At 59.3% G+C, this 12,955-nt stretch carries 9 protein-coding genes; 8 read left to right on the top strand and 1 reads right to left on the bottom strand.

Features of this window, described 5'->3' with window-relative positions; genetic code table 11:
* Positions 1–8: 8 nt before the first annotated feature.
* The 5 genes from cheT to ACQZ5G_RS07550 all read left to right on the top strand — a co-directional run bounded on the left by cheT (position 9) and on the right by ACQZ5G_RS07550 (position 6,052).
* The gene (gene cheT, locus ACQZ5G_RS07570) at positions 9–392 is read left to right on the top strand and encodes a chemotaxis protein CheT (protein WP_003522761.1); all 384 of its coding nucleotides are present in this window, start codon (positions 9–11) and stop codon (positions 390–392) included.
* 129 nt (positions 393–521) lie between these two features.
* Positions 522–2,204 (top strand): flagellar basal-body MS-ring/collar protein FliF, encoded by a 1,683-nt coding sequence (fliF, locus tag ACQZ5G_RS07565; protein ID WP_448737283.1) that lies wholly within the window; start codon positions 522–524, stop codon positions 2,202–2,204.
* Positions 2,205–2,574: 370 nt separating this feature from the next.
* Positions 2,575–3,306, top strand: coding sequence for a transcriptional regulator VisN (gene visN / locus ACQZ5G_RS07560; RefSeq protein WP_003522759.1), 732 nt, complete (start codon positions 2,575–2,577; stop codon positions 3,304–3,306).
* 53 nt (positions 3,307–3,359) lie between these two features.
* The gene (visR, locus tag ACQZ5G_RS07555; RefSeq protein WP_003522758.1) at positions 3,360–4,061 is read left to right on the top strand and encodes a transcriptional regulator VisR; all 702 of its coding nucleotides are present in this window, start codon (positions 3,360–3,362) and stop codon (positions 4,059–4,061) included.
* 143 nt (positions 4,062–4,204) lie between these two features.
* On the top strand, positions 4,205–6,052 hold the full coding sequence (locus ACQZ5G_RS07550; protein WP_003522757.1) for a methyl-accepting chemotaxis protein: 1,848 nt from the start codon (positions 4,205–4,207) through the stop codon (positions 6,050–6,052).
* Between the two features lie 56 nt (positions 6,053–6,108).
* Here ACQZ5G_RS07550 and ACQZ5G_RS07545 read toward each other — a convergent pair whose 3' ends face one another.
* Entirely contained in the window at positions 6,109–9,618 is a 3,510-nt protein-coding gene (locus ACQZ5G_RS07545; protein ID WP_448737284.1) for a PAS domain-containing hybrid sensor histidine kinase/response regulator, read from the bottom strand.
* A 218-nt stretch (positions 9,619–9,836) separates the two neighbouring features.
* Between ACQZ5G_RS07545 and mscL the strand changes: the two genes are divergently transcribed.
* The 3 genes from mscL to galE all read left to right on the top strand — a co-directional run bounded on the left by mscL (position 9,837) and on the right by galE (position 12,945).
* Positions 9,837–10,265 carry a large conductance mechanosensitive channel protein MscL gene (mscL, locus tag ACQZ5G_RS07540; protein WP_003522754.1) on the top strand — a complete coding sequence of 143 codons (429 nt, stop codon included), beginning with the start codon at positions 9,837–9,839 and terminating at the stop codon, positions 10,263–10,265.
* Positions 10,266–10,419: 154 nt separating this feature from the next.
* Entirely contained in the window at positions 10,420–11,586 is a 1,167-nt protein-coding gene (locus ACQZ5G_RS07535) for a pyridoxal phosphate-dependent aminotransferase (protein WP_035262781.1), read from the top strand.
* A 327-nt stretch (positions 11,587–11,913) separates the two neighbouring features.
* Positions 11,914–12,945 (top strand): UDP-glucose 4-epimerase GalE, encoded by a 1,032-nt coding sequence (gene galE, locus ACQZ5G_RS07530; protein WP_137452377.1) that lies wholly within the window; start codon positions 11,914–11,916, stop codon positions 12,943–12,945.
* The last annotated feature ends 10 nt before the right edge of the window (positions 12,946–12,955 follow it).

Raw genomic sequence — 12,955 nt, 5'->3', positions numbered from 1 at the left:
AGTTTCCAATGCAGCTTGCAGAGCACACCGCCGCCACTCCGTTCGAAGAAGCCCTGCCGGACGTTCTGATGCGCGTGGTATCGGAACTGCACGACGTCGCCTATCTCATCGAGCGCATCGAGCCGCAATTGCTTGAAGTGACCAGCGGTCAATTGTCCAGCGAAGGCGTCAAGCTGCTGCAGGGCATCGATCTTGCCGTCCAGAAAACCCGCGGCCTTGCGGAATTCATCGATACCATCACCGGTTCCATCCCCGGAAACTGGATCGTGGATGTTTCCACCGCCCTCAGCCTGGTCAAGCTGGCCGAAATGCAGAAGGCGCTCGGCGCGGCCTTCCGCCATGGCCATTCCCAGCCGCTCGACAAGGCCTCGGGCGACTTCGACCTCTTCTAGAACTATTTCGGCCAGTGTTGCCGTCCTTCGCGGAATGCGGAGAAAGGCAACGCTCGCGCAAGCTTCGCACCCTATTGTCACGACGGGGCCAAAAGGTCTCGGACTCTATGAATGACGGTGCGGAACAGAATGAATCTGTTAAATCAAATCCCTCAGGTCTTGAAGAATGTCGCGGCGCTGGGGCAGACGCGGCTGCTGATGCTGGGCGGCGTGGGCGTTGTGTCCATGGCCATCATCCTTGCTGCAGCTCTTTACGTGAACCGTCCCGCTTACGAGACCCTCTATGTGGGGCTTGAAAAAAGCGACCTTAACAAGATCAGCATTGCGCTCGCCGAATCGGGTCTGGACTTTCAGGTGGGGACTGATGGTTCCAGCCTTCAGGTTCCCGTCGGCCTCACCAGCAAGGCAAGGCTGCTTCTGGCCGAGCGCGGCCTGCCCGACAGCGCCAATGCCGGTTATGAGCTTTTCGACAATGTCGGCTCTCTCGGCCTGACCTCCTTCATGCAGGAAGTGACGCGCGTTCGCGCTCTTGAGGGCGAGATCGGCCGCTCCATCCAGCAGATCGACGGCATTGCGGCCGCACGCGTCCATATCGTCATGCCTGACGTCGGCAATTTCCGCCGTGGCGAACAGAAGCCCACCGCATCGGTCATGATCCGCGCCAGTGCTTCGGCCGGCCGCAAGGCGTCCGCCTCCATCCGTCACCTCGTCGCCTCGGCTGTTCCCGGCCTCGAAGTCGACGATGTGACCCTGCTCGATTCGACCGGCCAGCTTCTCGCCTCCGGCGACGATGTCACCAATGCCGCCATGAACCGCTCGCTGACGCTGGCGCAGAACGTGCAGCAGGAAATCTCGACCAACATCGACAAGGCGCTGGCGCCTTTCCTCGGCATGGACAATTTCCGCTCCAGCGTGACGGCGCAGCTGAATACCGACAGCCGCCAGATCCAGGAAACCGTCTACGATCCGGAATCGCGCGTCGAGCGCTCCGTGCGCACGGTGAAAGAAGACCAGAAGTCGCAGGAAACCCAGCCCGATACCGCCGCGACCGTCGAACAGAACGTGCCGCAGGCAGCACCGCAGGGTGGCGGCGGTGGTCCGCAGTCCTCCGACCAGTCGGCTAAGAAGGAAGAGCAGACCAACTACGAGATCAATTCCAAGACGGTCGCCACGGTCAAGAACGGCTACACGGTCGAGAAGCTCTCGGTTGCCGTCGTCGTCAACAAGGGACGCATCGCGAAAATGGTCGGCGAACCTGCCGATCAGGCCAAGATCGACGCCTATCTTGCGGAAATGCAGAAGATCGTCACCTCCGCAGCTGGCATTTCGGCTGACCGCGGCGACATGGTGACGCTGACTGCCATGGACTTCCTCGAAACACAGCTGCTTGACGAGGCTGCCAGCGGTCCAGGCATCATGGAAGTGCTGAGCCGCAACTCCGCCGGCATCATCAACTCGCTTGCCTTTGTCGCGGTCGCCTTCCTCGTTGTCTGGCTTGGCGTACGCCCTCTGGTCCGCACGGTCACTGGCAACGGCGCCGCCGCAGGCCAGCTCAGCCAGGAGGCCGCCGGTCTCGAACTGCCGGATTTCTCTCCCGGCATGGATGCGGGCGCAGGTGGTCTCATGGAAGGTTTCGGGGCGGATTTCGGCTTCGACAGCACCGACGACCTTCTGGCGGGCGGCGATGGCGAGGGCACATTCAACCGCCGGGTTCGCGAAGGGCCGGAACGCAGGCTCTCCCGCATGGTGGAAATCAGCGAGGAAAGAGCCGCCAAGATTCTGCGCAAATGGGCGGTGGAAAAAGCAGCATAATATCGAAAAGGCCGGTTTTACCCGGCCTTTTTTCCGTTTTTGGGCTTTTTGCTATCCTTGGCAGGCGCATCGTGGCAATCTCGTTTCAGGACAGTGTTTACAAAAAATTCAGCAACGATACAGTTTGCTGGGAATTGGCTGAGAATGCCGTTTATGGATTGAACAGCTTTTCAGTATGTTTTTTTAGCAATAGACGAACAGTGAAATACGTGGAAAGGCTGGTGTCAGGTAATGGCAAATCCCAGTCCGTTCCATAAAATGAAATGATTCGGTCTCCGGGGGCTTGCCGTCCCATTTTGGTAAGCTTCTCGAATGGAATGATTCCATCCCGAGGTATAATCTCCCACTGGGAGCAAGAGGGCGTAGGCGATTGAAAGTCGATGTTGATATCCGCAGGCTGTCTGCCAAGCCTATGGAGGGCATGGGTAAGCCCTTGCCGCGCGATCAGCTTGCTAAAAACGTCGCAGCCACGGCTGCTGCCGGTAACGTTGCAGGCGCACTGGATCTGCTCGTAACCTACGCTGGCGCCTCGCATTATCTGCTGGCGCGGGATGATCTTCTCGAAGAAACCGGACTGAAATTCATCGTCACCTCCGACTGGCCTTTCGATCTGGTCCGCAGGCTTGGCCTTGAACTGGCCAACAGCCAGAACAGATCGAGCGAAATGGAAAAATGCCTTTCGCTTCTGCAGCCGCGGCTGCTCTTCCTTCCCGACGATGTTTCGGTTCCCTACGGCATAGACCGGCAATATTCGGCGCTGTCTTTCTGTGTAGGCCGCATCCGGCTTTCGCTACTGCTGCTGTTTCCCGAAGAAGCGGTGCCTTCGCCGGAAAGGCTGCGGGAAATCGCCCTGCTGACGGGCTATTGCGTCAGCTTCGGCATTGCCAGCGAAGCAAAGACCGTGCGCGATATCGATCTCACAGAGCGCGAGCTCGAATGCCTGTTCTGGATCGCGGAAGGCAAGACAAGCGATGAAATTGCGATGATCCTTGGCATTTCACGCAATACGATCAATAATTACATTACAAGCGTGATGCGTAAAACCGCGACGAAAACCCGCTCGGAGGCAATTGCCTACGCCGTGCGCAACAACCTCGTATAATGGTCGGACGGATGGTACAGACGAAAGACAATGAGGGTACAGGTCAAACGGGCATGTTTTACCGCAGTCCTGTCGTGACGAGCCGGTCGGATCTTTTTCCGAAGCTCGTCGCCATGCAAAAGCTTGTCGGCGCGCGAAATTTCGTGGTGACGAAGGCTGCCGCTTCCGGTTTCCCCAACAAGAAGAAGCTGACCTGCGAACTGGAAAACTGGGGCATGAATGCCGCAGAGCAGAGCGCGCAGTTCATCCGCGCCGTCGGCGATATTCTTCTCGATCATATCGAGACATCGCTCCTGCCGGTCATCTGGCGCAACAAGAATGCCGGCGGCTTTGCCGACCTTCCCGACGTGCCTGCACTTCTGCGCCGCATCGAGAATGACACATTGCCCTATGCGGGGCTGGCGCTTCCGGTGCGGCTCGGCACCATCGGCAACGGTTATATCGTCTTCTGCGGCACCAACCTCGTTCTCGACAATGAGGTCGTGATCGAACAGCACATCAAATGCTGTGAAATCATGGTGGACATGCTGGCGCTGGACGAGCGCAAGGCGGCGCCTTCGGAAGCGCTGAGCGAGAGGGAAATCGCCTGCCTGCAACTGGCGGGGGACGGCCGTATCAGCGAAGAAATCGCGGTCAAACTCGGGCTTTCCGTGCACACCGTCAACGCCTATCTCGGTTCGGCGACGATCAAGCTCGATTCCGTCAACCGCATCCAGGCGATCGCCAAGGCCATCCGGCTCGGTTATATCCACTGACGGCGGACGGGTTTTCCCGTCCCTCATAAGCCGGTAGGTGCCGCCCCGGCTTGTGCCCCCCTAAAAGGCGCTATCGACACTTCGCGTTTTTTTAACAGTTGCCTATTAGAACTTTTATAAGTTTGGCTTTGGGGAACTGTTTCATGCACAACCGGCTCTTTAAGTCCGTTGCCGGCAAGGTCGTCGCGTTGACGATCGGCCTGATCACGCTCAGCGTGGCGGCAGTTGGTTTTTCGACCTACATTCGCTTGAAGGACAACATCATCACCACCGCGCTGCGTGATACGCACAGCGCCATGCGCGGCATGGCCATCCTCTATGAGATGAAGGTCGGCGGCGTTGCCCTCGAAATGGTGGATGGCGAGTTGAAGAGCGTCGGTCGCGCCAGCATCGGAACGATGCGTGACAATGATCTCGTCGATCGCACGGCAGCCGGCAACGGCGGTATCTCTACTGTTTTTGAAGCCAAGGCCGGCGAGTTCATTCGTCTGACCACCAATCTGAAGAACGAAAAGGGTGAGAGAGCAGCAGGCACCAAGCTTGCTACCGATCATCCCGCTTTCCCGAAAGTTTCCAAGGGAGAGGCCTATTTTGGCACCGCCACGCTGTTCGGCACCAGCTATATGACCGGTTATATGCCGGTTACGAACAAGACCGGCGCAACCGTTGGCATCCTGTTCGTCGGCGTTCCCATGGATGTCTACGATGCGCAGATATACAGCCTGCGCGACATGATGCTGATCTGTGGCGCGCTCGCCATGCTTGGCGTCGGCCTGCTCGCCTATTTCGTCATCAAGCGCACGCTTCAGCCGCTTGGCAAGCTGACCGATGCGGTGAAGTCCCTTTCGGACGGCAATCTCGACACGCCGATCCCCTACGCCACCAACACCAATGAATTCGGCAACATCGCCCGCGCGCTGGTAATTTTCCGCGAGAATGCGATCGAGAAACTGGCGATTGAGGGCAAAAGCGCCGAGGAACGCTCCGCAGCCGAGTCCGAACGTCACCGCAACGACGCCGAAAAACAGGAGCTCGACGGCCAGATCGAATTTGCGGTCGGCGAGATCGCTTCCGGCCTCGGCAGGCTCTCGCGTGGCGATCTGAGCCGCACGATCGAGACGCCTTTCGCCGGTCGTCTTGATCGTCTACGCACGGATTTCAACGAATCCCTACTCAATCTGCGCGATGCACTGGGGCAGATCCGCGAGCGCACGCTCATCATTCAGCATAGCGGCTTTGAAATCGAGCAATCGTCGGTCGATCTGTCGAAGCGTACCGAAAATCAGGCCGCCTCGCTGGAAGAGACTGCCGCCGCCGTAGACGAAATCACGGTTACCGTCAGATCGTCGGCCGAGCGGGCGCGGGAGGCCAATGAGGCCGTGCGCATCACCAAGCAGAGCGCCGACAGTTCCGGTTCGGTCGTCAGCAACGCCGTCGACGCCATGGGCCGCATCGAAGACGCCTCGCGCAAGATCGAGCAGATCATCGAGGTCATCGACGACATCGCCTTCCAGACCAATCTTCTTGCGCTCAATGCCGGCATCGAGGCGGCGCGTGCGGGTGAGGCGGGTAAGGGTTTTGCCGTGGTGGCGCAGGAAGTGCGTGAGCTCGCCCAGCGCTCCGCCGACGCGGCCCGCGAGATCAAGCAGCTCATCAACCAGTCGACGCATGAGGTCAGCTCCGGTTCGAAGCTGGTGCAGGAGGCGGGCACGGTTCTTTCCGCCATCAGCCAGCAGATCGTTACCGTCAGCCAGCATGTCGAAACCATTGCGACGGCGACGCAGGATCAGTCCTCCGCTCTTCACAACGTCAACAGCTCCGTCAACCAGATGGACCAGATGACGCAGCAGAATGCGGCGCTTGCCGAACAGTCGAGCGCGGCCAGCCGGGTGCTTTCCGGCGAGGTGGAAGCGCTGCTCGATCTGGTGCAGCGGTTCCAGATGGAACAGGGTTCGGCGACCGGTAGGGATCGTTACAATCAGGCGGCCTGATAGGTCTATTTTTTTGAAGGTCAAAGAAGCTCTCGGATCGCAAGGTCCGGGAGTTTTTATTCGGCCGCTGCCCGCACCGTGCTGGATATCTGGTTGATATAGGCCCGCAGCGCCGCCGGTTTGACCGGTTTGTGCTGAACCGAAATCCCGTATTTTTCGGCGTCGCTGCGCACTTCCGGGCTGCGATCCGCCGTCACCAGCAGGGCAGGGATCGTCTTGCCGTAAAATGTTCTGATGAGGCGGATGGCGCTGATACCGTCGCCATCGTCCAGATGGTAATCGGCGACGATGACGTCGGGGGCTTCGGTCAAAGTGAGGAAGGGCTCCTCAAGCGTCGCCACGGAACCTGCGGGTAAAACCTCACAACCCCATCCCGTCAAGAGCAGCGTCATGCCCTCGAGGATTTTCGGCTCGTTGTCGATGCAGAGCACCCGGACGCCCTGAAGGCGGTCGCTGGCTGCGGGACTGATTGTCCCGCCATCGGCTTTGGCCGGTACGAGGCGATCCGCCTCGCGCGGCAGGTGGATGCGGAAGGTCGTGCCTTTTCCGGGGGTGGAAATCAGCTGTACTGGATGGTGCAGCATGCGCGACAGCCGGTCGACGATGGAAAGACCGAGCCCGAGGCCGGATGCCGTTCTTGCACCCTCGTCCAATCGGGCGAATTCCTTGAAGACGGTGCGAAACTTGGATGAGGGAATGCCGATACCGGAATCCGTCACCTGAATGACCACTTCGCCGCCCCGACGGCGCGCACCGACGACCACCTTGCCCTTCAAGGTGTATTTGATGGCGTTGGAAACGAGATTCTGTATCAGACGCCGCAGGAGATTGGGGTCGGAGCGGACCGTGAGTGAGGTTGGCATGACCACGAGGTCGAGGTTCTTTTCCTGCGCCATCGGCGCGAAATCGGTTTCGATGCGTTTCAGCAGCTCATTCAGCGGCACGGATGTCATGCGCGCCTTCATCGAGCCGGTGTCGAGACGGGAAATATCGAGAACCGCGCCGAGAATGGTTTCGACCGATTCCAGCGCCGAATCGATATTGTGGACGAGATCGCTTTCTCCCGATGCGCCAAGCCGTTCGACCAGCGAGGAGGAATAGAGGCGGGCAGCATTCAAGGGTTGGAGAATGTCATGGCCTGCGGCGGCGAAAAACCGTGTCTTGCCGATATTCGCCTCGTCGGCGGATGCCCTCGCTTCCGCCAGTTCGCGGTTGACGCGGGTAAGCTCGACGGTTCGCTCCGCCACGCGCTGCTCCAGCGTCTCGTTTGCCTGTTTCAGCGCCTGATCGCTCGCAACACGCTGGGTGATATCGGTGAAGGTGGCGACGATGCCCTTGTCCGGCATGGTGTTGGAGCGCACTTCGATGATGCGCTCGCCGCCCGCCAGCACCAGCGAGAAGGGCAGGTCCATGGTCAGGAAGCTGGTAATCAGCTCATTCGTGTCGCCATCAGGCATGTCGCCGCGTTCCTGCAGCATCGAAACGATATCCGTGAGCGGTACGCCGACCTGCCCGAATTGCTCGGGCAAATCCAGAAGGGTGCGGAAGCGCCGGTTCCAGATGGTGAGCTGCTGCGAACTGTCGAAAACCGCAATGCCCTGATCCATCTGGGCCAACGCCGTTTGCAGCATGTCCTGATTATATTGCAGGGCCTCGCTTGCCTGATCGAGCAGCCATGCCGTGTCCGCGCTGGTATCTTCCGCCTTCTGAAGAATGATCGAAAGCACCAGACGGGCGGAGGAGGAGCCGATGGCGCTGCCCAGCAACTGTTCGGAGAAATGGATCAGCGCCATGTCCGCCGGCTGGTCGTCATTCAGCTTCCTGCCCGCCGTCTTTTCATAGGTCGCGAGTGACCGCAGCATGCGCTCCTCGCCGAGATAACGGGCGACCGCGCTTTTGAGGTCGCCGACGCTGACACGGGTTTTCCAGCCACGCGTCGCAAATTGCGATTTCGAGTGGCGCTTGACGAAGATGCCGGACTGGATGCGCTCCACCGGCCTCGGATTGCGCGAAAGCGAGCCGAGCACGAAGGCAAGGCTGTTGACCAGCAGGCTGAGAATGACCGCATTCACGAACGGATCGGCTTCAGGCCCATTGAACACAGTGCTGCCGGAAAACAGGAAGCCGAGAATATTCGCCGCGACCTCGGAATTATCCGGCCCGCCGAAGCTTGGCAGGAACAGCAGATAGGCCCAGACGAAAAAGCCGGAACTTAAGCCGGCGATTGCGCCGCGCGCATTGGCGCGCCGCCAGAACAACCCGCCGAACAAGGCAGGGGCCATCTGGGCGATGGCGGCGAATGCCAGAAGGCCGATGGAGGCGAGGCCCGTGGCGCTGTCGGCGGCGCGATAATAGCCATAGCCCAGAAGCAGCACCGCAAAGATTGCCGTCCTGCGGATGTTGAGCAGCGTCTTGGCGAAGTCGTCCCGGTGCGGAGAACGGTTCAGCAGCTTCTGCCGAAGGAAGATCGGCATGACGATGTCGTTGGAAATCATGATCGATAGCGCCACCGAAGCGACGATCACCATCGCGGTCGCCGCCGAAAATCCGCCGATGAAGGTGATCAGCGACACGACCGGCATTTGGTGATTGAGCGGCAATTGCAGCACGTAGAGGTCGGCATCGCCATTGGCGCCGAGCGTCAGAATGCCGGCCAGCGCAATCGGCAGCACGAAGATGTTGATCGCGATGAGATAAAGCGGCAGCAGGAACCCCGCCATGCGCAGCTCCTGCGGCGTGCGGTTTTCAACCACGGTGACGTGGAACTGGCGCGGCAGCAGGATGATGGCGAAGCCGGAAAGCAGCGTCATCACGATCCAGCGGCTGACGGGCGTGTGATAGGATATGGCCCGCATGGCCTGTTCGTTATCGGAGGCGAGCTGCCACAGATGCACGGGACCGTCGAAGAGGACGAAGAGCACATAAAAGCCGACGGTGCACATGGCGACCAGCTTGACCAGCGATTCCATCGAGATCGCCAGAATGAGCCCGTCCTGATGTTCGGTGGCATCGGTGTGGCGGGTGCCGAACATGACGGCAAACCCCGCCATGACGATGGTGACGACCAGCGGCAGATCGAGGAAATAAAGATTGCCGCTGCCAATGCCGTAGTCGCCGGGATCGACCATCGTCGCCACCGAGCTGGAAACGGCTTTCAGCTGCAGAGCGATATAGGGAATGGCGCCGACGAGCGCGATGATGGCGACGATCATCGCCACGGTGGAGTTCTTGCCGTAACGGGCGGCAATGAAATCCGCAACGGACGTCAGCTTTTCCGTTTTCGCCAGTTCGACGATGCGGCGGATGATCGGCATGCCGATGGTGAAGGCAAGGATCGGGCCGGTATAGATGCCGAGAAATTCCAGCCCCCTGTCTGCCGCAAGCCCCACGCCGCCGAAATAGGTCCAGGAGGTGCAATAGATCGCCAGGCTGAGCGCATAGACGAACGGACGCCCCTTGTTCGGAGCGTTTCTTTTGCGGCTCTTCCTGTCCCCATAGCTTGCAACCGCAAACAGCAGCAGGACATAAGCGAAGGCCGAACCGAATATGATCCACCCAGGAAGCACGCATCCTCCCCATGCAAGAATTCCCGAATATCAGCATAGGCGAATTCTCTGCCGTTGAGAATGAGCGCGGTCTGAGCATAAAGTTCAAGGTGCGCGTGCAAAAAAGCTAATAAATGCAATCCCGCGGATTCCAAATGAAGCCCGGACCCTATATGGTTCGACCCGTAGGGACAGTCACATAGCTTCAGCTCGCGAAGCAGGAGAGAGGGACAATCTGAATGCTTAACGAATTTAAAACCTTCATTGCCCGCGGCAATGTCATGGATCTGGCCGTGGGTGTTATTATCGGTGCGGCTTTCAGCAAGATCGTCGACTCCGTCGTCAACGATCTCATCATGCCGATTGTCGGTGCGATCTTCGGCGGGTTCGATTTTTCGAACTACTTCCTGCCGCTGAGCTCCAGCGTCAACGCTACGTCGCTCGCCGCCGCCCGCGATCAGGGCGCCGTCTTCGCCTACGGCAACTTTCTGACGGTTCTCATCAACTTCCTTATCCTGGCCTGGATCATTTTCCTGATGGTCAAGGGCGTCAACAAGCTTCGTGATTCCGTTGAGCGCAAGAAGGTCGAGGAAAAGCCGGAAGCAGCACCGCCGCCGGAAGACGTCAAGCTCCTCACCGAAATCCGCGATCTGCTGAAGACGCGTTGATTGTCGCCATCGTCCCCGGCCTGATGTGCCGGCCCATGAGGCCGGCGATCTCCTGCCGGGGACGACCCATAAAGAAAATCCATGATCGCCTCACGGAATATCATGCACATGGCTGGTTCGATGCGATAAGAAGGCACCAAACGGAGTGTCTTTAATGTCCATTTTGAACAGTCTGAGTGCGCGCTCTCTGGCGGCTCCCGAGAGCGGCATTGTTGAAGTCGTGAATTATGCCCGGGGGCGGGACAATCTCCTGCCGCTGTGGGTCGGCGAAGGCGATCTGCCGAGCCCGGACTTCATCAATCAGGCCGCCATCGATGGGCTGAACAACGGCGAAACCTTCTATACCTGGCAGCGCGGCATTCCCGAATTGCGCCAGGCGCTGAGCCGTTATTATCAACGTCATTTCGCAGCGTCGCTGCCGCCGGAACATTTTTATGCGACCGGTTCCGGCATGCAGGCCATCGTGCTTGCCGTGCAGGCGCTGACCTCGCCGGGCGACGAAATGGTCTATCTGTCTCCGACATGGCCGAATATCGTGGCCGCCATCGGCGTGGCGGGTGCGAAGGCGGTTCCGGTCGGCATCGATTTCCGCGACGGCCGTTGGGATCTGGATATCAACAGGCTGGAAAGCGCGATCACCGGCAAGACGAAGGCGCTTTTCATCAATACGCCCTCCAACCCGACCGGCTGGACGGCGACGCTCGACAATCTCCGCGACGTTCTGGCGCTCGCCCGCAAACACGATCTGTGGATCGTCGCCGACGAGATTTATGCGCTTTATCATTATTCCGGCAGCCGTGCGCCGTCCTTCCTCGACGTCATGGAGCCGGACGACAAGATCGTCTTCGCCAATTCCTTCTCGAAGAACTGGTCCATGACCGGCTGGCGCGTCGGCTGGCTTGTCGCCCCACCGGCCATCGGTCAGGTGATCGAGAATCTCATTCAATATTCCACCTCAGGCGTGGCGCAATTCATGCAGCGCGGCGCGGTCGCCGCCCTCGATCACGGCGATGGTTTCGTCCGTGAGAATTACGAACGCGCTCTGACCTCCCGCGACATTCTCTGCGATGCGCTCATCGCGACGAACCGTGTGGAAACCCTGAAGCCGGACGGCGCCCTTTATGCTTTCCTCAAGATTGACGGCGTGACGGACAGCCGGGCGACGGCGCTCGATATCGTCGACAAGACCGGGGTCGGTCTTGCGCCCGGCACGGCCTTTGGCCCGGGAGGGGAGCTGTTTCTCCGCGCCTGCTTCCTGCGCAACCCCAGGCAGATAGAAGACGCGGCCGAACGGCTGGCATCCTATATCCTCGGCAGGTAAGCGTCGGCTTTCCGTGCAATGGTTTCCCCTGCCGCACCGGGATCGCGCCGCGGTAGGAAAATCGACAACAAAATCACAGCGAAGACCTAAAACTGCAACCCCACGGCGCAACCATCGACGTGGGGCATTTTCTGTGATATGCGCTCCTTGTTCCATTTATGAGAACATTTTCACTAATAAATAAAAAGCACTTCATTGCGCTAACCAATCGTAAGCCACCTTTTTAATGGGGCGGGGGATTGGTCGCGTATTCGCTGTGCAAGTAATCAATGATGAAGAATTATTGGCTTTGATGAGCTCAAGAAAAGCAAACAGGGAAGTAGTGTCATGGCTGTTCTGGTCACGGGTGGGGCCGGTTATATAGGAAGCCACATGGTGTGGGCTTTGCTCGATGCCGGGGAGGAGGTCGTTGTTGTCGACCGGCTTTCGACGGGGTCGCGCTGGGCTGTTGCGCCAGCGGCGCGTTTTTATCTGGGCGATGCGGCGGACCGCGCCCTGCTGGACCAGATTTTCGAAGAAAACCAGATCGAGACCATTTTCCACTTCGCAGGCTCTGTCAGCGTTCCTGAATCGATCAGCCAGCCGCTCGAATATTACGAAAACAATACGGGCACGACCCGCGCCCTCGTCGCTGCGGCGGTCGCCCATGGCATCCGCAATTTCATCTTCTCCTCGACAGCCGCCGTCTATGGAAACCAGCCCTTTGATGGCCCGGTTCCTGAAACCGCGATCCTCAGCCCGGAAAACCCCTACGGCCTGTCGAAACTCGCTTCCGAAATCATGCTGCGCGATGTCGTGCAGGCGCATGATTTCAACTATGTGGCGCTGCGTTATTTCAACGTCGCCGGAGCCGACCCTCAGGGCCGCGCCGGGCCTTCCCCCACGGGCGTGGCAAACCTCATCAAAGTCGCCTGCGAAGCCGCAACCGGTCGCCGCGACCAAGTGGACGTTTACGGAACGGATTACCCGACCGCCGATGGCACCGGTGTCCGCGACTATATTCACGTCAGCGACCTGATCGACGCCCATATGCTGGCCATGGCGCATCTGCGCGCCGGTGGCGGCACCCGCACGCTCAATTGCGGTTATGGCGTCGGTTATTCGGTTCTGGATGTCCTGCAGGCCGTGCAACGGGAATCGGAACGCGATTTTCCGATCATCCATTGTCCCCGCCGGGCGGGCGATATTGCGACCATGGTGGCGGATTCGTCGCGTATCCAGTCGGAACTGGGCTGGCGTCCCCGCTTCAACGATCTGGCGACAATCGTTCGCACCGCGCTTCAGTGGGAGGCCAAACGTCAGGCCCAGCAAAGCGACAGGATTCCGCCGGTGCGGCGCAAGCTGGCTGCAATAGGCTGAGCGGCCTACG

This window comes from Agrobacterium sp. 22-214-1, from assembly GCF_053522465.1.
Note: the sequence above shows the minus strand (reverse complement) of the source record. Positions and strands in the feature narration are given on the sequence as shown.